Origin of the sequence: Helicobacter marmotae (assembly GCF_003364255.1) — a bacterium.
Classification (GTDB): Bacteria; Campylobacterota; Campylobacteria; order Campylobacterales; family Helicobacteraceae; genus Helicobacter_C; species Helicobacter_C marmotae.
Genome location: NZ_NXLR01000012.1, coordinates 39,168 through 59,269 on the forward strand (window position 1 = coordinate 39,168; position 20,102 = coordinate 59,269).

The window sequence follows — 20,102 nt, forward strand, 5'->3', positions numbered from 1 at the left end:
TTGCCTCTTAAGAAAAATTCACATATAATGTGCGCATTAACTAAAAGATAAGAGAGCGTTACTTATGATTCATATTCTTATTTTTGCCCTATATTCTCACTATATCTATGAGGCAAAGTTAGAACACATCACAAAAGCACAAGAAAATATCTATATAGAGGCATGCTCACATATCACTCAAATCCAAGCTCAAATTATCTCCGAATTGCTTCTCAAAGGAGAAAAGCCCGACTTTGGGCAGACCGTAAGAGATGCGACTAGGCAATTTTGGCACACACAAAAAGCATATAAAAAACACAAAAGACTTTTTTATGCGATTCTAAACTTTGAAGAGGATAAAGTAGCAGAGCTTAACGGGTATTGTTTAGAGCGAGGCTTTAAGGCATTTTTAGACTCTCAACCAGAGGGAGCACATAAAAAGATTGTAGAAAAATATCTAACAAATATTATAAAAGGTGACTAAGGTTTAGAATCTGCCTTTGCATTCCTTATATGCCTTATATGCCACCATAAAAATATCCCCGCACTACCAATAAGAATCACCCCATTAACATCAAGCATAAAGGGTATGCCGCCTAAACGGACTAAAGGTTGGGTCATAAAGGGGGAGCAAAACTGCCCCATAAATACACTTGCAGATAAGAATCCTGCGGCTTTTGCTCGCTCAAACTCTCCTGCTACGGATAAAAGCCAAGAAGTGTTATTCACTAAAATAATGCCAAGCCCAGAGCCTATAAGCACTAAGGCACAAAGCAGTATTGCAAAACTTTGCACAAAACCTATAAGCATAAAGCCCACACCAATCGCACTCAAAGCTATAAAATAAAGGAGATACACACTGCACCTAGAGCGCAACCTCGCATAAAAGAGCGAAAAGATAGCCGAACACACAGAGCTTATAGCAAGGCTAATGCCTATATAATTGCCACTTTTATTGAGATTATGCACAATAAAATGTGGAATCTGCGTAGGAACGACATAAAACATACTCATCGCATAAAATGAAAAGAGATAAATAGGCAAAAATTTCAAAAAATTAAAAGAAACGTGCTCTACTTGGCTTTGCTGCGTCTTTGGCACACTTCTTTGTGGCTCAAAAAGCATAAACATAGCCAAAAGCAAAATAAAAAAGCCAGAGGTATATACTAAAAATGGATAACGCCAATCTATATCGCTCAGCACCCCGCCCAAGATAAGGAATACCGCGCCACCACCTGCCATAAAAAAGCCCTGTAGTCCTAAAGCCCTCTCACGCTTTGCTCCCTGATAATAATCTCCCATAAGCACATTAATGGCAGTCATCACAAATGCCGTTGCAATGCCAAATACAGCCCTTGAAGCTAAAATCCAATAAATGCTTGCCTCTAAAAAGAATCCTATCGCCCCACTCACACTCCATAAAAAAATAGCAGGATATAAAAACTTTATGCGTCCATAACGTTCTATCAAAAACCCGCTTATAGGGGCAAAAACCATAATAAACAAAGCCGGGAGTGTGAGCACAAGGCGCGATAGCATATCAATATGAGCGCTTGAAGCAAAATGCTCTTCAAAATGCGGGATTGATGGCGCAATAATCGTCCCCCCAAGCACAGTCATTGAAGCTGCGGAAAAAAGTGCTATTTGAAATAAAAGGGAATCTGTGCGCTTTTGTTCTAAATTGCTTGAATGAAACATTTTAACCCTGCTTGATTTTGCTTTTAATATTTTCAATCATAACTTTTGTATCGCTATTTTGGAGCATTTCCTCCTCCACACTCTTATATGCCTTGCTTACAGCACTATGGTCTTTCATACCTAGCTCTTTTGCAATCAAAGGCATGGAGTTATACGTCAAAACCCGCGTGAGATAAATCACCACTCGCCTTGCAAAAGCCACTTTACGCGTGCGCTCTTTGGAGGTGATTTCACTCTGCTTGATATTAAGCTCCTTGCTTACTACATTGAGAATATCCTCAAAGGTAGCACTCCCTGAACTTTCATTTTGATAGTTTTTCAACACACTTTCAGCAACTTTAAGCGGGTTGCTATCAGGCGAGAGATTCAAATTAAGATTAATAGTAGAGAGAATCCCCTCAATCTGGCGGATATTGCCATGAATATTTGAAGCGATATAGTGAATCACCTCCTTATTAAGGATAATATGATTAATTTCACATTTAGACTTAATAATCTCTATTTTTGTCTCAAGGTCAGGCGAGGTGATTTCTACCATTATTCCGCCCTCAAATCGCGAACGCAATCTCTGGGCTAATCCCCTCATCTCTTTGGGTGGCTTATCACTTGTCATTACTATTTGCTTTTGCCCGCTATAGAGGGTATTAAAGGTATTAAGCAATTCTTCTTGCACGCCATCTTTGCCGCCTAAAAACTGCACATCATCAATAAGGAGATAATCACATTTGCGATACTTTTCACGGAAGCTATCCATTGTTTGACGCTTGATTCTCTCTATGTATTCATTTAACAACTCTTCTGCTGGGATATAAATCACATTTTTATTTTGCTCTTTGGCGTGATTACCCACAGCATTTAAAAGATGTGTCTTGCCCAATCCCGAATCTCCATGAATCATTACAGGATTATATACTGCCTGCCTATCTGCAACCATTTTAGCCACATTATAAGCAGACTCATTTGACTTCCCAACGACAAAATTTTCAAAAGAATAAAGGGGATATAAAGAGAGGCTATTTGATTGAAAGTTAAGTTTAGCACTTTTTTGACTTTTGGCATTATGCTTTTTTTCTTTCACTCTAATGTGAATTTCAGGACGTATGCCATGGGAACTCTCCTCCTCAAAGGCATCAGCAATGCTATCAAGATAATTGCTTTTTATCCAATTTAGCACAAAAATATTTGGCAAAAAAAAAACCGCCATATCTGTTCTAGAGGCATTTTCATCATATTCCATAAGTGAAATATACGTATCATATTCTTGCTGCGATAGCTTGTTTTTAAGCTTTTTTAATATACTATCCAAATGCATTTACTTGCCTTGAGACACGATATGAGCTAGAATCGTGAATAAAAATGTGAGAAACTGCGACATTTTATCAATATATTACAAATGCAAAATGAGAACAAAGGCTTGCTGCTTATGTCAAACATACTCAAAACTTGGATATGATGTGCATATATTAGGTATTGACCCCGGAACTAGAAATTGTGGCTATGCGATTGTTGATTTTCTCCCATCACAAGCACCAAAACTCATAGAAGCGGGGATTATTAAAATCAAAGAACGCGATTTACAAGCCCAAATTATAGAATTTGTAGAGGGTATAGATTTAGTGCTTAAAGCCAATCGCATTGATGAGGTAGCCATTGAAGATATATTTTTTGCCTATAATCCTCAAAGTGTCATTAAACTTGCGCAATTTCGCGGGGCATTAAGCCTAAAAATTCTCCAAGAGATCGGCTATTTTGCACAATACACCCCCCTACAGATTAAAAAAGCTCTTACAGGTAATGGCAAGGCAGATAAAGCTCAAGTTGCCTTTATGGTAAAGCGCATTTTAGGCATTAGAGGCGAGATTAAGCCCCTTGATATTACCGATGCTATAGCCATAGCCATTACCCACTCTCAAAGAATCGCCACAAACCAATCTAAGCCCTTTGCATGAAATTAAGCTTTTTTGATTTGCAAACACGCAGGGCATATACACTCATAGATAATGCCTTGCACACCCTTAAGAAAAAACCAAGAAACATAACTATTATATGCCCGAGTTTGTCTTATTTCACTCATCTTAAGCTAGAGGCACAAAGGGAGTATGCAGATAATGAGCAACTCTCTTCCTTGCTTTTTGGTCTAGCTTATGAAAAAGCTGCATTAAATGAGCCCATTTATGCCTATGAATTTTATTTCATAGCACATGCACATCTCTTTGATGAGCAAAAATGTATATATGAATGCTTTTTCTACCATAAACACCCCGCCTTTAAAGCCCAAATTATCACAAATGATATGTTCTTGCCTTGTGCTTTAAGGAGCTTTGGCATTAAGGCACATTTGCTTATATGGATAGAATCTTTTCTATGCTATTTTGAAGCAAGTATGCTTAAAGAAGTTCTACCTTATACATCTATTACCCTAGATGAAACCCTAAGTCAAATAAGCTCGCATATTATCTATCTCCAAGAGGCATATCATCAGCATTTTGAGCAAATATATTACTTTATGCCAAATGCCCCACAAGATGAGGAGCTACTTTACATTAATACACCTCATCACACCCAGCAGCTAAAGCTTGCCCCGCTGAGTGAGACAATCAAGCAAGATACACTTACTTTTGAAGCATTTAGAGCGCTTTTAAGCCTACATTATGCGGAGTCAAAACCTCCTCTAGCAAATTTCGCCCCCAAGGGCTTTAAGCATAAAAGGCTATATGCCCTTAGCGCTTGTGTGCTTTTTATATTTATTTGCATTATTCCCCTAAGCCTTGCCCTCTATAATCAATCACTCCATCACACCATCACAGAGCTTAATAGCCAAAGCGAAGTGCTTTTTACCCCAAAAGAAGCAGAGCATGATAGGGCTAAGTATGAAAGCATTGAAGTGCTAAAAGCACAGCAAGAGGCACTTTTAGCTCATCTCAAAGAGACTTCACTCTGGCAGCAAACCTACCACAAACGTTATATATTTATGCAAGATATACACAAAGCACCAAGCAAACATATAAAATATGAGGATATGAGCTTTTATTTCACCCCTTATGTGTTTATCGCTACTCTCAAAGTAAGTGCGCAAAGTCAAATCCATATCTCCGAGCTTTTAGCCCTGCTAAACACCCCTACACAAAATGCACTTCTACAAGAAGAAATAGAAGAAATCCAAGAAAATGAAGATATATCCCATTTCCACGCTCATATTATGGTAATACGACATGCCATCTAAATACCATCTTTTTATATTTAAACTCCAACATCTGCTTTATGGCTTTCTCTCTAGTAAAACATTGCGCGAGAAGTATCTCTTAGGCATTTGTGCAGGGCTATGTGTGCTCTTTGTGATGATTGAGTTTGTCTATATACCACTCTTTGATAATTTACGCTCACTTAGAGCGCTCTATGAACATACACAAAGGGAATTTATGCTCTCATCAGATTCTTTTCTTAATGCTAAAGCTATACAATTAGAGCAAATGCAATCCTTGCGTTCAGAGCTTCAGGGCATAGAAGATGAGCTCTCTTTAATAAAACGCTACTTTAAGGAGCAAGAACCTCCTTTAAACCCCTTTATGCTTATGCCCCAACTTATTGAATTTGCCAAAGGAGAGCATATTAGCCTTGCTTCTTTTGGAGCATATCCGGAGTTTAACGCCCTAAGTATAAAGGGGCGGGGAGAATTTGAAAATATCCTCTCTCTCCTCTCACATATAGAATCTTATGATTTTTTAAGCATTGACTTTTTGCATTTAAAACCCTCAGATATAGCCATTATGTTTGAAATGCTTATTGTAGATCATAGATTTAATCCAAGCACATTGGTAAGCCCATGAGAATCTGCCTTTATTTATGCCTTCTTGCACTTAGTCTCTATGCCAATCAAGCCCAAGCCTTAATCACACATCTGCAAGCCTTTTCAAAATCACAAAGCCTTGAAGTATTGCAGAATATGTCTAATCCTTTTAAACAAATCCACGCCCAAAAGCCCTTAGAAATTCGTGCTATTATTAATGGCAAGGTGCTTATCAATGAAGAGTGGTTTTCTAAGGGTGATGGCATACAAAATTATGTTATTGCGGATATACGCGCCAAGCATATCATTCTTAAAAAGGGGAAAGCCTATTATAATGTCTTTGTTGGCGAGATTAAAAACCAAGATTAAGGCATATAGCATTGCCTTATTATGCTACATTTTAGCTATACTTGCACTCACAAGTGCTATATTTCATATCTCGCCAAGGGGGAGAGAGTGAGAGTACATCTTATAATCTTTAGCATATCTTTTTTGTCTCTAACGCTTTTTGCATGCCAAAGCCCCATTAATATCCGCGCCAATAGCAATGTAGCTTTAAGCAAGATTATTGAAGAAATAGCCGCACAATGCCACCTCAATGTCATCTACCTGCAAGAAAACACAAAAAATATGCTAGATAGCAAGAAAACAGCTATCACTATAAGTGATAAACCCCTCCATAAAGTGTTAGATAGCCTTATTGTAGGCAATGACCTCTACTATAGCCTAGAGCAAGAAATGCTTAAAATCGGCTCACTCCTTACCAGAACATTTGAGATTAGCTATATTGCCACTACTCGCGTAGGCTCAAGCAACACAGATATTGTATTCTCACAAGATAATCAAGTCCAAAGCCTCTATAATGGCATATCAAACGCCCCTCTTGCTATCTCAAACTTCGAGCTTGAGAATCAAGCTCATAAAATGGCAATTGGTAAAGCCACATCAAGCAATCCAAACATTGGCAAAAGCGGGACAAAAATTTATAGTATTGATGAAATTGACTTCTGGGGAGAGCTCTATAATGAAATCGCTGGCATAGCATATGCACCCGGGGATATGTACCAACCAGAGCATTTAGAGTTAAAGGGTAAAGGTAAGGATATTATCATCAATAAAGCAGCGGGCTTACTTACTATCACTGCTAGTCCAGCACAAATTGAGCGCATTGGGCAATATCTCAAAAACCTCAACGCCAAAATACAAAAGCAAGTGCTCATTGATGTATATATTTTCAACCTCACTCATAGCAATAACCAAACTTATGGCGTGGATTGGAATGAATTTTATAAGTTAGGCAATCTCCTTACCCTCTCTCCTAATATTGATACGCAAAATACCAGCTCTGCTAGCATACAAAGCAGTGGTGGAAACTTCAGCCTTAATATTTTCTCACAGGGAGTAAGTATTAATCGTATTGTGGAGTTTCTCCAAACGTATGGCAAAGTCCAAAGTATTTCTAACCCTAAGATTCTCACCCTTAATAATCAACCCGCCATTATTAGCGTGGGGAGTGTGCTTCGATATGCTCAAAGCACCACTTATCAAACCACCACACAAGGCACTTCTATACAAAATAACGCCCAAGCCTTTCCCTCCGTTTTTGCAGGGATTTTGCTTGATGTAACCCCAAGCATTAAAGATGAAAAAATCATTTTAAAAATCAATCCCTCCATTACTAAAACCAAAGATATTGCGATTGAAAACCAAACCACCGCCCTTGAGACACCTCCCAACCTCTCCACAAAGCAGCTCTCATCACTTGTGCAAGTTAAAGATGGGCAGCGCATTATCTTAGGTGGGCTTATAGATAAAACAGAGGGGCAGACAATTAGAAAACTCCCTATTTTAGGGGATATTCCACTCCTTAAATATCTCTTTAGCTATAAAAGAAACACCAAAGAAACCCAAGAAATGGTGATTGTAATAGCCCCATATATTGTAGATTTAGAATCTCGCCCCCAAATAATGCCCCAAAACACAAGAGAAGAGCTCATTAATGAAGAAAAAAAGATAGAAGAGATAATAGACTTTAGCAAAGATCTTTCATCTCTATTAAACTTGCAAGATTTGAAGCAAGCATCAAGGGCATTATAATGAACTTCCCTCCGATGAGTTTGCAAAATATCGCACTAAGTGAGGCTTGTCTTAATATCCTTGAATATAAATTTGTCCAAAAGCAAAGATGTTTAGTCTTTCATATTGATGAGAATAATCTACATATAGCAACTGATAGTGATGATATTTCAATGGGACTTGTGCGCACGCATATTTTGCAGCTTTATCCTAAGGTGCATTTATCGTTTTTTAGCACTTCAAGTGAGGATTTTCACCTGCAAGCTCATCAAATTTATCTCTTCCAACATTTTAATAATCTCAAAAACGCCCTCCTTACCCAACACACAAGCCCCGCTCACAATCAAGAAGATATGAGAGAAAAAGATATTAGCGTAGTCGCTTTGCTTGATTTTATCTTGCAAGTGTGCATTGAGCAAAAGGCAAGTGATATACATTTTGAATCTTTTGAGCATAACGCCCAAAGCAAAGCCCGCATAAGAATCCGCATAGATGGTATGTTAAGAGAAATTTTTAGCCTAGAATCTTATGTGCTTGAAGCACTCAGCTCACGCTTAAAGCTCGAATGCAAGCTTGATATTACCCAAAAGAGGCAAAGCCAAGATGGACGCTTTAGCAGGGAATTTCATGGAATCTCTTATGATTTTAGGCTTTCTATTCTCCCTGCCTTTGGGGGAGAATCACTTGTAATTCGAATTCTTTGTAAAAACACGCAAAGCATAAGTTTGCAATCTTTAGGCTTCAAACCGGAGCATTTAGCAATCATCACACATCATATCCATATACCAAATGGCATTATTCTCCTCACAGGACCCACAGGGAGTGGTAAATCAACCACGCTTTATGCGATGTTAGAATCCATAAAATCCCCCGATAAAAAAATCATCACCCTAGAAGATCCCATTGAATACCACACAGAGCTCACCACCCAAGTGCTTATTAATGACAAATATAACTTTGGATTCTCCCAAGCTTTAAGGGCATTATTGCGGCATGACCCCGATGTATTGATGATAGGAGAAATACGTGATAAAGATAGCCTTGATATAGCCTTAAGGGCTTCTCTTACAGGGCATTTAGTCCTTAGCACCTTGCATGCAAATGATTCTCTTAGCGTAGTAGAACGTTTGCTTGATATGGGAGCACAAAATTATCTACTTACCTCTAGCTTGCGTCTTATTGTCTCTCAAAGGCTTGTGCGCAAACTCTGTGAATATTGCAAAACCCCTATAGATTCACAAAACATATACCAAAAGCTTCTCTATGCGAAACTTGAATATTTATGGGAAGATATAAAAGATGGGACATTTTTTGCTCCTTGTGGATGTGTGCATTGCAATATGCAGGGCTTTAGCGGGCGCATACTTTGCTCTGAGCTCTTAGAGGGCTCAAATTTACTCTATGAATATATCAAATCCCCAAATGATAAGTCTCACACCTATCATTTGCTGAAAAAATCTGGATTTAAGAGTATGCTAGAAGAGGGTATGAGTATTCTCAAAAATGGGCAAAGTAGTTTTGAAGAAATTTATAGGGTGTGCAATATATGAAAAAACTTCCACAAAAATATTTAATTAAAGGCATTAAAGACAATCAACATGTGCAAATTACATTATTTTGCACCTCATATGAAAACGCAAGAGAACAAAGCTTGCAAAAATACAATATCTATCCTATTGAAATCAAAGCCCTAAGTGGATTTGAATTTCTCCATCTACAAATGCTCCGTTTTCATAATAAAATCACAAAGCAAGATATAAGCGCATTATTCTTGCAAATCTCCATTATGCTAAGCGCGTCTTTACCCATACTAGAGGTCATACAAGTTTGTGCAAAAAGCACAAAAAAGCCCGCACTCAAGCGGATTTTACTTGAAATCTCCTATCGACTTAATTTAGGGCAGAAGCTCTCACTTGCCTTTAAAGAGCATAGAGGGGTCTTTGGCGAGATGACTTGGAGTATGATAGAGCTCGGGGAGAAAAGTGGCGAGCTTGGAGAGGTCTTTAAAATGCTAAGCAATCACTCCATAAGAGAGTATAAAAATAGAAATAAAATTAAGCATGCTCTTCTTTACCCATTGCTTGTGCTTATAAGCATTATAGGGGCATTTGTGGGGCTTATGCTATTTGTACTGCCTGAATTTTTAAATATGTTTGAAGAAATGAATGTAACTCTCCCCATATATACGCGCATTCTTATGTATTTGCAGTCTTTTTTTAGCCATTTTGGGCTTTTATTTTGCATAGTTATAGCATTGCTCGCTTACCTCCTGCAAAAGCTCTATAAACATTCAACACGTTTTAAATACAAAGTCCATGCCCTTATGCTGCATATACCGCTTATAGGGGAGCTTATTAAGCTGCATGTGTTTTATCAATACACTTTCACACTTTTTTTACAGCTTAAATCCGTCACACCCCTTGATATGGCACTCTCCTTAAGCAATAGCACCCTCTCTAATCTTGTGCTTAAAGCACATTTTGCAAGGGTTTTAGAATCTATCAAAAATGGCAAGAGCTTTTCTTTAGCACTTATGCAAGAAAATATCATTGATGAAATTACTCTTGGGCTTATCACCGCAGGGGAGCAAAGCGGCAAACTCGCTGAAATGCTTGAAGTATGCGCTAAAAGATTTGAAGAGAGCATTCAAGATAAAATTACCTTTCTCATCTCCCTTATCGAGCCTGCCCTTAGCCTGATTATGGGCGCGCTTTTGCTCTTTTTGGCATTGGGGGTATTTGTGCCTATGTGGGATATGAGCGCTGCGGCGATGATGAACTAAGGCTTTATAAAAGCTTGTATATGAGGCAAAAGGCTATCAAAGCTCGCTCCATTTGGTGCAAATATATCATCTCTATGCTGATGATTTGAGCCTTTTGCAAGGAGAGTGTGGGCTAGGGATAGTACTTCTTTTATATCCTTAGCGTGGAACATAAGATGAGATTCAAGCAAGAATCTATCGTGAAAAAGCAAAAGAGAGCGCGTAGAAATCACCGGTATGCCTAGATAACAAGCCTCTAAATTCATAGTCCCCCCTCCGCCAATAAGCAAATCCACAAAGGGGTAAAATGCCTTTGGTGGAAGCTTGTCTTTTAGAATCTTCACATTTGTATATTTGCCATAAGCAGATTCTAACTCCTCCCTCCCATAGCGAGGCATAAGCAATATATTTGCCTCCTTTTGAAGTAACTCTATGCTTTGATAAATCAGTGATAACTTCTCTTTCACATAATGGGCTTTGTATTCTTCCTCACGCACTAAGATAATGGGAAGCTTGGAATCTAAGCCATATGTTTGGATAAATGCTTTCCTTTGTGGAGAGTTTTGCTCAAAGCTCGGCACATCACCTAGCCATAATGCCACATCTATAAAGTCATAAGCCATCACTTGAGAAGGAAGCAAACCCAAACAGGTATAGCAAATCTCAGGCACGATAAATGGACGAAACACAAGGCTGCTAAGAGGTAAGGTAAGGCGGGAGAGAATAGTAAGGCTTTGTGGGCTAAAGACCTCATCTGCCACTGGCGTATCAGCAAAATGCACTATGGGAATGCCCAAAGCAAATGCGCATTGCACACCATCAACACTCGCCCCTGTGATAAAAAGCTTAGGCATAACCCCCAAAGTCTCAAAAAGTGCTAAAAAGCCCTGTTGTCTCTCTAGTCTAGCTTGAAATTTGCCTATTTTGCTCTCTCCTCCATAGCCCCCCACTTCATAAGCCTTTATGCCAAAAAGTGCTAAGAGTTTTGCGCATTCATCATAGCCCAAACTTTTACGCGTAGTGATAAGCACTTGACTATATTGCTGTAATTGCGGGATAAGAGACTTAAAAAACATCACATACTTAGGGTCAATAATATCAAGCCAAATCATCTTTGCCCTTTTCTCCATATTGTGAAATTAGCTTAAAACTCGTAATATTCTACAATGATTCTATAAAGCACAAGAGGGAAGAATGGTAGAGAAAAGAGAATGCAAGATTGATATTACACTTTTACACTACACCCCCCTACATATCTGTTCTCATGCCATACGCACTTGTTGGCAGAGCTTTGATAAGGGCGATAATGGCGGAGAAAAGGATATAAGTCTTATTGATAGAGTGGGGAATAAATATAAACACGCCAGCACTTTAGAACATTTATATTATAACTTTTACATCAAGGGTATATCGCGTGCTTGCCTCCAAGAGTTAGCTCGTCATCGTATGGCAAGCTTTAGTGTAAAATCTAGCCGCTATACATTAAAAGAGCTAAAAGACCTCCCTAGCTTTCTACCCATTAATGAAGAAAATCTTGCAAGAGCTGAAAAATATGTAGTCTTTACTAGCAATGAGCAAGTCAATGAAGCTTCTGTGCTAGCCCTTGAGCGACTAAGGGAGATTCTTTGCAATAATGTCAATAATGATATAGCAAAATTTGCCATGCCCGAATCTTATCGCACGGAGCTAAGCTTTAGTATCAATGCCCGAAGCTTGCAAAACCTCCTTGCCTTGCGCACTTCTAAATCTGCATTATGGGAGATACGAGCACTTGCCCTAGCACTTTTTGAATCGCTCCCAGAAGATCATAAATTTATTTTTGAAGAATGTTTACAATCTTAGAAACCTCATATCCCACAAATTGACAATCATTCCTTGCAAATGGAAAATTCTAGGTTTTGTAAAGAATTTTTATTACCTGTATAGTTTTTATTGCTAGAATCATAAGGCTTTTAGCAGCAATTTTTCTTAAAACTAGGAGTCTTTATGAGTCATACAAAATATCAAAGAGGCTATTTTATGCCTCCTGTAGAATGTTTAGAATGGAGTAAAAAAGAATATGTCCAACATGCCCCAATATGGTGCAGTGTAGATTTACGCGATGGCAATCAAGCCCTTATTACTCCTATGAGCCTAGAAGAAAAAATCACATTTTTTAAACTGCTGCTAAACGTTGGATTCAAAGAAATTGAAGTGGGATTTCCCGCTGCGAGTGAGACAGAATATCGCTTCTTGCGTACATTGATTGAAGAAAACCTTATCCCTGAAGATGTAAGCGTGCAAGTGCTTACTCAAGCAAGAGAGCATATTATTAAAAAGACTTTTGCTAGTCTAGAGGGCTGTAAGAATGCGATTGTGCATGTATATAACTCAACTTCATATGCCCAAAGGGAACAGGTATTTAAAAAATCTAAACAAGAAGTCAAAGATATAGCCATTCAAGGGGCAATGTGCCTTAAAGAATATGCAGCAAGCACAAAGGGGAATTTTAGATTCGAATATTCGCCTGAAAGCTTTAGTGGCACAGAAGTAGATTATGCCCTTGAAGTATGTAATGCCGTTATTGATGTATTTAAGCCAAGTGAAGACAAAAAGCTTATTATCAACCTCCCTGTAACCGTGGAGATGAGCCTACCTCATATCTATGCAAGCCAAGTAGAATATATGTCAAAGCATCTTAAAAATCGCCAAAATGTGCTTATCTCCCTCCACCCTCATAATGATAGAGGCTGTGCTGTGGCTGATGCGGAATTAGGGCTTTTAGCAGGAGCAGATAGAATCGAGGGGACACTTTTTGGTAATGGTGAGCGCACCGGAAATGTAGATATTATCACACTCGCTATGAATATGCTCTCTCATGGCATAGACCCAAAGCTTGATTTTAGCAATATCCCTGCTATTTGTGATGTGTATGAAAAGGTAACAAAAATGCAAGTTTATGAGCGACAGCCTTATTCTGGTAAGCTTGTATTTGCGGCATTTTCTGGCTCTCATCAAGATGCTATCGCTAAAGGTATGGCTTATCATAAAGAGCATAATTTAAATACTTGGAGTGTGCCATATTTACCCATTGATCCTAAAGATGTGGGCAGAGTATATGAAAGTGATGTCATACGCATAAATTCTCAAAGCGGCAAGGGGGGTATTGCCTACATTCTCCATAATCATTATGGTATCAATCTCCCCGCACCTTTAAGGGAGGAATTCTCCTACTATGTAAAAAACATCTCTGATTCTCTCCATAAAGAGCTAAGCCCTGATGAGATTTGTGATATTTTCCAAAAGGATTTTGTGAATGTGCAAACTTGCTTTAGCATAGAGCAATGCCACTTTACACAAAAGGATAATGCCCCTCAAATTGAAGTCTCTCTCACATTAAAGCAAGCAAATAAAAGTGAGCCAATTTTAATTACAAGCAGTGGAAATGGACGCCTTGATAGCGTAGCAAACGCATTAAGAGCATATTTCCATATAGACTTTGAAATCCTTGACTATAGCGAATATGGTCTCAAAAAAGGTTCAGATTCTAAAGCTGTATCATTTGTGCAAATTGAGAGTAAAACTCAAAAATGCTTTGGAGTAGGCATTGATAATGATATTATTAAGGCATCTGTATTTGGACTAGCAAGTGCGCTTAATCGAATTTTAATACATAAATAAGGAGTAGAAAATGGGAATGACTATGTCACAGAAGATTCTAGCCGACCGCGCAGGATTAGAGAGTGTGAAGGCAGGAGATTTGATTATGGCAAAACTTGATATGGTGCTTGGTAATGACATTACCACACCTGTAGCCATTAATGCCTTCAAAGCAGCAAAATTTGAAAAAGTATTTGATAAAGATAAAATCTCTTTAGTAATGGACCACTTCGCCCCTAATAAAGACATTAAAGCAGCCACTCAAAGTGCGCAGTGCCGCTGCTTTGCTAAAGATTTTGATATTTCACATTATTATGATGTAGGCAATATGGGCGTAGAACATGCACTCTTACCCGAGCAAGGCATTGTAACCATTGGTGATTTGATTATCGGAGCAGATTCCCATACTTGTACTTATGGGGCATTAGGGGCGTTTTCTACAGGGGTTGGCTCTACAGATATGGCTGTAGGTATGGCAACGGGGCAAGCGTGGTTTAAAGTCCCAAAAGCGATGAAGTTTAATCTCAAAGGGAAATTGCGCCCCTTTGTGAGCGGTAAAGATGTCATCTTGCATATTATTGGCAAAATTGGCGTTGATGGGGCTTTGTATAAAAGTATGGAATTTGGTGGAGAAGGGCTAAAAAACCTCACTATTGATGATAGGCTTTGTATAGCCAATATGGCTATTGAAGCGGGGGCAAAAAATGGTATTTTTGAAGTTGATGATATTACGCTTGAATATGCTAAAGGGCGCACGAGTAGAGAGTTTAGAATCTACAAGCCTGATATAGATGCAGAGTATGAAGAAATCTTTGATATTGACTTAGATGCTATTAATCACACTGTGGCTTTCCCGCATTTACCCGAAAATACTAAAGAAAAGGAGCAATGGGGAGAGGTTAAGATTGATCAAGTCGTAATTGGCTCTTGCACAAATGGGCGATTAAGCGATATGGCAATAGCAGCAAATATTTTAAAAGATAAAAAAATTGCTAAAAATACGCGTTGCATTATTATCCCCGCAACACAAAATATTTATTTAGAATGTATCAACAGAGGCTATTTAGAGACATTTATTAAGGCTGGTTGTGTCGTTTCTACTCCTACTTGTGGTCCTTGCCTTGGTGGGCATATGGGAATCTTAGCTGCAAATGAAAAATGTGTTTCCACAACAAATCGTAACTTCGTAGGGAGAATGGGGCATGTAACCAGTGAGGTATATCTCTCCTCCCCTGAAGTAGCAGCAGCAAGCGCAGTAAGAGGTATTTTAAGCGCACCTCAAGATATATATTAAGGAGAGTTAATGAAAGCACAAGGTTTTGTCCATAAATATGGAGATAATGTGGATACAGATGTAATCATTCCCGCACGTTATTTAAATACTTCTGACCATAAAGAGCTTGCAAGCCACTGCATGGAAGATATTGATAAAGATTTTGTGAAAAAAGTCAAAGAGGGTGATATTATGGTAGGAGGGTGGAACTTTGGCTGCGGGAGCAGTAGAGAGCACGCACCTATTGCCATTAAAGCAAGCGGGATAAGCTGCATTATTGCTAAATCTTTTGCGCGGATTTTCTATAGAAATGCCATTAACATAGGGCTTGCCATTATAGAATCTGAACAAATCGCCCAAAGCCTAGAAAATGGCGATAAAGTGGAGATTGACTTTGATCGTGGTGTGATTAGAAATTGTGAGAGTAATGCCCAATTTAATACCACGCCATTTCCGCCATTTATCCAAGAAATCATTAATGCAAATGGATATTTAAATTGGATTGCTAAGGCTAAAGCAAAGGCATAAAGGAGAAATTATGGAAAAACATATTGCCCTCATACATGGCGATGGCATAGGCAGAGAAGTCATCACGCAAGCTCTAAAGATTCTAAAAGCTATAGCAGAAAAATATCAGCATACATTTATATTTAATGAAGTCTTAGCTGGGGGCTGTGCTATTGATGCGTGTGGTCAATGCCTCCCTAAAGAGAGTTTAGAAATATGCAAGCAAAGTGATAGTGTGTTACTTGGGGCGGTAGGAGGACCTAAATGGGATAAACAGCCCCCGCATAATCGCCCAGAATCTGCGCTTTTAACCTTACGCAAGGAGCTTGGGCTATTTGCAAATATTCGCCCTGCAACTTTGATACAAGATTTAAGTAATGCAAGCCCTCTAAAAAATGAGATTCTCAAACTTGGCATTGACTTTATCATCGTGCGTGAGCTCATTGGCGGAGTGTATTTTGGAGAGCATAAATTAGAGGAAATTCAAGGGCAAAAGGTAGCAAGCGATATAATGAGCTATAGTGAAAAACAAATAGAATCGATTGCAAAAGTAGCCTTTGAAATCGCAAAAAATCGCAAAAAACGCATTGTCTCTGTGGATAAAGCAAATGTATTAAGCTCTTCGCGATTGTGGCGAGAAGTGGTAGAAAAAGTCGCACAAAGCTACCCTGAAGTAGAGCTTAGCCATATGTATGTAGATAATGCAGCTATGCAAATATGTAGAGCTCCTAGTCAATTTGATGTAATCCTCACTGAAAATATGTTTGGTGATATTTTAAGTGACGAAGCAAGCATCATCACAGGCACTATTGGGGTGATTCCCTCTGCTTCTCTCTCTCAAAATACACGAGGAATGTATGAGCCTATACATGGCAGCGCACCTGATATTGCTGGCAAAGACATTGCTAATCCAATAGGGACAATCCTCTCTGCAGCGATGATGCTAGAGCTATCTTTTGGATTAAAAAAAGAAAGCGAGGCGGTGCAGGAGGCGGTGCAGGAGGCATTATCTCAAGGCTATCGCACAGCAGATATGATGAGTGAGGGTATGAAAAATGTGGGTTGTGCGCAAATGGGCGATATAATACTTCAATGTTTGATGAAATAACATTTTATGCTATTTAATTCATATATCTTTATATTTTGTTTCCTCCCTTTTGTATGGGTGGGATTCCACGCCCTCAAAGCACTCAATAAGCAAAATATAGCAAAAATCTTTCTGCTTTGCTCAAGTTTATATTTTTATGCTTTTTGGAAATTCATATATTTGCCTTTGCTTTGTGGCTCTATATGTATTAATTATTACTTAAGTAGAAAAATGCAGCAAGCGATGAAATTACACGGGGGGGGGGGCGAAAGCAAAGATTTGGCTTATTATAGGCATAATCTTTAATATCTCTTTACTTGGATTTTTTAAATATAGCGATTTTTTCTTAGAAAATGTGAATCTTCTCTCTAAGATTCTCTCTTTTGATATAAATATTCCCCTACCCCATATTGTGCTTCCTTTAGCTCTCTCATTTATTACCTTTCAGCAAATCGCTTTTTTGGTGGATTGTTATAAATCTAAGATAGAGGATTCTTCATTTTTAGATTATTGCCTTTTCATTAGCTTTTTCCCTCAACTCATAGCTGGACCGATTGTACATCATAAAGAGATGATGCCTCAATTTAAAGCCCAGCATTCTATCTGTTGGGAAAACATTGCTAAAGGGCTATTTATCTTCTCTATAGGCTTATTTAAGAAATCTTGCATTGCCGATACTTTGGGAGAATATGCAGATAAAGGCTTTAATGCCCTGCAATCAGGGCTTAGGCTTAATTTTTTTGAATCTTGGGCTACTTCTTTAAGCTATAGCCTAGAGCTTTATTTTGATTTTAGTGGATATTGTGATATGGCTATTGGTTTAGGGCTGCTTTTTGGCATTGTGCTACCTATAAACTTTAATTCCCCCTATAAGGCTTTAAGCATTAGCGAATTTTGGCGCAAATGGCATATCACTTTGGGGAGATTCTTAAGAGATTATGTTTATATCCCCTTAGGTGGGAGTAAGAATCCTCACATACAAAATCACGCACATTCTTTATTTTTAAATCAGCTTTTCACTTTGAGAAATTGCTTTATTGTGGCGTTTTTAAGCGGTGTTTGGCATGGGGCGGGCTGGGGATTTATAATATGGGGGTGTATCCACGCTTTAGGGCTAATCTGCCATAAAAGCTATATTTTTTTATTTCATAAATATTTAATGACTTTAAGAGAAAATAGGCTTTATAAAGCCCTCTGCTATTTTCTTACCTTTAATTTTATCAATATTGCTTGGGTGTTTTTTAGAAGTGAGAGTGTTTATGCAGCACTACTTTGCCTTAAAGGTATGTTTATGGGGGATATTATCCTCCCCTCTGTTTTTAAGGCTAAATTAGAGCCTTTTTTTGGCTTTGTCTCCTTTGATAAATGGGCGGTGGCTATGGAAGAGAGTATGTATATCGTATATGCTCATATCATTATAGGTTTTATACTCTGCCTTATGTGTAAAAATAGCCAATATCTTACTTCACATCTTAAGCCAAATTATTGCAATTTTGTTTTTATGTGCTTTTTAATGATAGCGAGTCTTCTCACGCTTGATAAAACAAGTCAGTTTTTATACTTCAACTTTTAAGGGGAAAAATGAGCTATAAGTCTTTCGCGCTTTTATTTCTTAGTATTATAGGCTTGCTTTGTGCTTTGGTGGGCTCTATTTTGTGGTATTGCTCGCGTATTGGGGAGCATAATAGCTTTGCTTTTATTGTGCGCACGCAATTAGAGAGAAATGCCCTATATGGCACAGCTTTAAATGAAAATGTCTTTGCATATAAGTTAGAACTTTTAAAGGCTAAAAAGCCAGAAATCATCGCTCTTGGCTCTTCAAGGGTGCTCCCATTTAGGGAAGTCTTTTTTAATACTTCTTTTATTAATGCCGGAAATGCTATGAATACACTCAATGAGGGCATAGACTTTGTGCAATCTTTGCTTACTTTCCATAAACCAAAACTCATCATACTTGGCTTAGACTTTTGGTGGTTTAGTGAATCTTATCCAAACTACACAAAGGGCGAATACCGCTCTATAACAGGTAGGCAGATTTCTTCAAGCAAAATTAAAGATATATTCTCGCTGATAAGCAAAAATACTTTTTTTGAGAGTAAATATATATTTAATAATGATTTTATTTCAAATCCCTATACACATCTCAATACTTTAGGCATCAATGCAATGTATCGCTCTCAAGGATTCTTAAAAGATGGCTCATATCTCTATGGCTTTATATTTTCTACACAAGCCACAAAGGACTCACATTTTGCTGATACACTTTGGCGTATAGACCAAGGGGTACAAAAGTTTGAATACGTTAAAAGTTTTGCAAAAGAGCGATTAAAGAATTTAGATACGCTTTTAGGGCTTTTAAATGATAATCATATAGAAGTGGTAGTTTTTATCCCTCCTTTAGCCCCAGAGGTTTTTCAAACGATGCAAAAAATGGGTGAAAAATATGCCTATATTGATAAATTATTTGATACTTTAGATAAAAGCTTGCAAATGTTTAATTACCATAATCCAAAAAAACTAAGTGCTGATTCTTGTGAATTTATCGATGGATTTCACGGAGGGGATATATTCTATGCCAAAATCTTACTTGATATGGCACAAAGTATCAAAACTTTAGAGACTTTTGTAAATACTGCTTATCTCTCTGATATTATAAATACGCATCAAGGGCGAGTATTTGCTTTAGATTCTATAACTGACTTTAAAGAAAAAGACTTTTTGCATTTAGGGTGTAATAAGTAATTTATAAAAGTTTTTAGAATCTAAAATTTTGCTTTGTAGCTTTAAAATGACAAACTAATTTCCTTTGCAGGTGTTTATTATGTGTGGGTTTCCCTTGCGGGTAGCCAAGTTTGTCATGTCTTTGGGCTTGTAAAGCCCGAAGAATCTCTAAACGAGTCACTAGTCGTGCTTTTTGGTGTTTTTGAAAGCAATTCTTTGCCCCTTATTGGGGCTCTAGACATGACAAAATGGCAGATTTTCTAGTGATTCCTTTAAAAAGTCTTTAGTAGATGAAAGAGATTCTTCGCTACGCTCAGAATGACAACAAGTCCAACCCACAAGACAAAATTACCTTGCAACGGAAATTAGTTTGTCATTCTGAGGCTTTGCAAAAGCCGAAGAATCTCTACCCGAATCACTAGTCGCCCATAGCAATACTTCGCTACGCTCTAAAGATGACAAAATCCACTAACGCAAACCTATAAATCATTAGCACACTTCCACTTGATTATTGAATAAAAGTGGTAAAAGATAATCCCTCAGTGCGCTTAGCTTTTGGGATTCTCTCTCATTG

General features: G+C 38.1%; 20 protein-coding genes. 17 read left to right on the forward strand and 3 right to left on the reverse strand.

The window, feature by feature from the left end:
- The first annotated feature begins 64 nt into the window (after positions 1-64).
- Positions 65-463 (forward strand): hypothetical protein, encoded by a 399-nt coding sequence (locus CQA63_RS06780; RefSeq protein ID WP_104699645.1) that lies wholly within the window; start codon positions 65-67, stop codon positions 461-463.
- Here CQA63_RS06780 and CQA63_RS06785 read toward each other — a convergent pair.
- Both CQA63_RS06785 and dnaA read right to left on the reverse strand, forming a co-directional pair.
- Complete coding sequence (locus CQA63_RS06785) at positions 460-1,713, reverse strand: MFS transporter (protein ID WP_244916282.1); 1,254 nt, start codon at positions 1,711-1,713, stop codon at positions 460-462. The two genes, CQA63_RS06780 and CQA63_RS06785, sit on opposite strands and share 4 nt — an antisense overlap.
- Complete coding sequence (gene dnaA / locus CQA63_RS06790; RefSeq protein ID WP_115511846.1) at positions 1,679-2,989, reverse strand: chromosomal replication initiator protein DnaA; 1,311 nt, start codon at positions 2,987-2,989, stop codon at positions 1,679-1,681. The genes CQA63_RS06785 and dnaA overlap by 35 nt, the downstream gene beginning before the upstream one ends.
- A gap of 142 nt (positions 2,990-3,131) precedes the next feature.
- Here dnaA and ruvC point away from each other — a divergent pair, with 142 nt between their 5' ends.
- From ruvC to CQA63_RS06825, 7 genes are all read left to right on the forward strand, one after another.
- A complete protein-coding gene (gene ruvC, locus CQA63_RS06795) occupies positions 3,132-3,626 on the forward strand; it encodes a crossover junction endodeoxyribonuclease RuvC (RefSeq protein ID WP_199770687.1) in 495 nt (164 codons plus the stop codon).
- Positions 3,623-4,900 carry a hypothetical protein gene (locus CQA63_RS06800; protein ID WP_104699649.1) on the forward strand — a complete coding sequence of 426 codons (1,278 nt, stop codon included), beginning with the start codon at positions 3,623-3,625 and terminating at the stop codon, positions 4,898-4,900. The genes ruvC and CQA63_RS06800 overlap by 4 nt, the downstream gene beginning before the upstream one ends.
- Positions 4,890-5,504 (forward strand): hypothetical protein, encoded by a 615-nt coding sequence (locus CQA63_RS06805; RefSeq protein WP_104699650.1) that lies wholly within the window; start codon positions 4,890-4,892, stop codon positions 5,502-5,504. The genes CQA63_RS06800 and CQA63_RS06805 overlap by 11 nt, the downstream gene beginning before the upstream one ends.
- Positions 5,501-5,833: a hypothetical protein gene (locus CQA63_RS06810; RefSeq protein WP_104699651.1), complete on the forward strand. Its 333-nt coding sequence runs from the start codon at positions 5,501-5,503 to the stop codon at positions 5,831-5,833. Before CQA63_RS06805 ends, CQA63_RS06810 begins: the two co-directional genes overlap by 4 nt.
- An 87-nt stretch (positions 5,834-5,920) precedes the next feature.
- The gene (mshL, locus tag CQA63_RS06815; RefSeq protein WP_233706578.1) at positions 5,921-7,561 is read left to right on the forward strand and encodes a pilus (MSHA type) biogenesis protein MshL; all 1,641 of its coding nucleotides are present in this window, start codon (positions 5,921-5,923) and stop codon (positions 7,559-7,561) included.
- On the forward strand, positions 7,561-9,090 hold the full coding sequence (locus tag CQA63_RS06820) for a GspE/PulE family protein (protein ID WP_104699653.1): 1,530 nt from the start codon (positions 7,561-7,563) through the stop codon (positions 9,088-9,090). Before mshL ends, CQA63_RS06820 begins: the two co-directional genes overlap by 1 nt.
- Positions 9,087-10,322: a type II secretion system F family protein gene (locus tag CQA63_RS06825; RefSeq protein ID WP_233706579.1), complete on the forward strand. Its 1,236-nt coding sequence runs from the start codon at positions 9,087-9,089 to the stop codon at positions 10,320-10,322. Before CQA63_RS06820 ends, CQA63_RS06825 begins: the two co-directional genes overlap by 4 nt.
- Here the strand turns inward: CQA63_RS06825 and CQA63_RS06830 are convergent.
- Positions 10,319-11,413 (reverse strand): DUF354 domain-containing protein, encoded by a 1,095-nt coding sequence (locus CQA63_RS06830; RefSeq protein ID WP_104699655.1) that lies wholly within the window; start codon positions 11,411-11,413, stop codon positions 10,319-10,321. The two genes, CQA63_RS06825 and CQA63_RS06830, sit on opposite strands and share 4 nt — an antisense overlap.
- An 82-nt stretch (positions 11,414-11,495) precedes the next feature.
- Between CQA63_RS06830 and thyX the strand changes: the two genes are divergently transcribed.
- The 9 genes from thyX (at position 11,496) to CQA63_RS10415 (ending at position 19,950) form a co-directional block, all read left to right on the forward strand.
- The gene (gene thyX, locus CQA63_RS06835; RefSeq protein WP_104699656.1) at positions 11,496-12,143 is read left to right on the forward strand and encodes an FAD-dependent thymidylate synthase; all 648 of its coding nucleotides are present in this window, start codon (positions 11,496-11,498) and stop codon (positions 12,141-12,143) included.
- Between the two features lie 144 nt (positions 12,144-12,287).
- Positions 12,288-13,961: a 2-isopropylmalate synthase gene (locus CQA63_RS06840; protein WP_104699657.1), complete on the forward strand. Its 1,674-nt coding sequence runs from the start codon at positions 12,288-12,290 to the stop codon at positions 13,959-13,961.
- 10 nt (positions 13,962-13,971) lie between these two features.
- Positions 13,972-15,234 (forward strand): 3-isopropylmalate dehydratase large subunit, encoded by a 1,263-nt coding sequence (gene leuC, locus CQA63_RS06845; protein WP_104699658.1) that lies wholly within the window; start codon positions 13,972-13,974, stop codon positions 15,232-15,234.
- Positions 15,235-15,243: 9 nt separating this feature from the next.
- Positions 15,244-15,741 carry a 3-isopropylmalate dehydratase small subunit gene (leuD, locus tag CQA63_RS06850; protein WP_104699659.1) on the forward strand — a complete coding sequence of 166 codons (498 nt, stop codon included), beginning with the start codon at positions 15,244-15,246 and terminating at the stop codon, positions 15,739-15,741.
- Between the two features lie 10 nt (positions 15,742-15,751).
- Complete coding sequence (gene leuB / locus CQA63_RS06855; RefSeq protein ID WP_104699660.1) at positions 15,752-16,828, forward strand: 3-isopropylmalate dehydrogenase; 1,077 nt, start codon at positions 15,752-15,754, stop codon at positions 16,826-16,828.
- 334 nt (positions 16,829-17,162) lie between these two features.
- Positions 17,163-18,380 carry an MBOAT family O-acyltransferase gene (locus CQA63_RS06860; protein WP_233706580.1) on the forward strand — a complete coding sequence of 406 codons (1,218 nt, stop codon included), beginning with the start codon at positions 17,163-17,165 and terminating at the stop codon, positions 18,378-18,380.
- Between the two features lie 8 nt (positions 18,381-18,388).
- Entirely contained in the window at positions 18,389-19,549 is a 1,161-nt protein-coding gene (locus CQA63_RS06865) for a hypothetical protein (RefSeq protein WP_104699661.1), read from the forward strand.
- Between the two features lie 81 nt (positions 19,550-19,630).
- Entirely contained in the window at positions 19,631-19,792 is a 162-nt protein-coding gene (locus CQA63_RS09870) for a hypothetical protein (protein ID WP_158655452.1), read from the forward strand.
- 26 nt (positions 19,793-19,818) lie between these two features.
- Positions 19,819-19,950 (forward strand): hypothetical protein, encoded by a 132-nt coding sequence (locus CQA63_RS10415; RefSeq protein ID WP_267891922.1) that lies wholly within the window; start codon positions 19,819-19,821, stop codon positions 19,948-19,950.
- Positions 19,951-20,102: the final 152 nt, after the last annotated feature.

Bases quoted from the DNA above. Each gene is read 5' to 3' on its own strand.
- CQA63_RS06780 (WP_104699645.1), top strand. From the start codon at position 65: ATGATTCATATTCTTATTTTTGCCCTATATTCTCACTATATCTATGAG.
- dnaA (WP_115511846.1), bottom strand. From the start codon at position 2,989: ATGCATTTGGATAGTATATTAAAAAAGCTTAAAAACAAGCTATCGCAG.
- CQA63_RS06800 (WP_104699649.1), top strand. From the start codon at position 3,623: ATGAAATTAAGCTTTTTTGATTTGCAAACACGCAGGGCATATACACTC.
- leuC (WP_104699658.1), top strand. From the start codon at position 13,972: ATGGGAATGACTATGTCACAGAAGATTCTAGCCGACCGCGCAGGATTA.
- CQA63_RS10415 (WP_267891922.1), top strand. From the start codon at position 19,819: ATGAAAGAGATTCTTCGCTACGCTCAGAATGACAACAAGTCCAACCCA.
- CQA63_RS06865 (WP_104699661.1), top strand. From the start codon at position 18,389: ATGAGCTATAAGTCTTTCGCGCTTTTATTTCTTAGTATTATAGGCTTG.
- CQA63_RS06820 (WP_104699653.1), top strand. From the start codon at position 7,561: ATGAACTTCCCTCCGATGAGTTTGCAAAATATCGCACTAAGTGAGGCT.
- CQA63_RS06805 (WP_104699650.1), top strand. From the start codon at position 4,890: ATGCCATCTAAATACCATCTTTTTATATTTAAACTCCAACATCTGCTT.
- CQA63_RS06810 (WP_104699651.1), top strand. From the start codon at position 5,501: ATGAGAATCTGCCTTTATTTATGCCTTCTTGCACTTAGTCTCTATGCC.
- CQA63_RS06825 (WP_233706579.1), top strand. From the start codon at position 9,087: ATGAAAAAACTTCCACAAAAATATTTAATTAAAGGCATTAAAGACAAT.
- CQA63_RS06830 (WP_104699655.1), bottom strand. From the start codon at position 11,413: ATGATTTGGCTTGATATTATTGACCCTAAGTATGTGATGTTTTTTAAG.
- leuB (WP_104699660.1), top strand. From the start codon at position 15,752: ATGGAAAAACATATTGCCCTCATACATGGCGATGGCATAGGCAGAGAA.
- CQA63_RS06840 (WP_104699657.1), top strand. From the start codon at position 12,288: ATGAGTCATACAAAATATCAAAGAGGCTATTTTATGCCTCCTGTAGAA.
- thyX (WP_104699656.1), top strand. From the start codon at position 11,496: ATGGTAGAGAAAAGAGAATGCAAGATTGATATTACACTTTTACACTAC.
- leuD (WP_104699659.1), top strand. From the start codon at position 15,244: ATGAAAGCACAAGGTTTTGTCCATAAATATGGAGATAATGTGGATACA.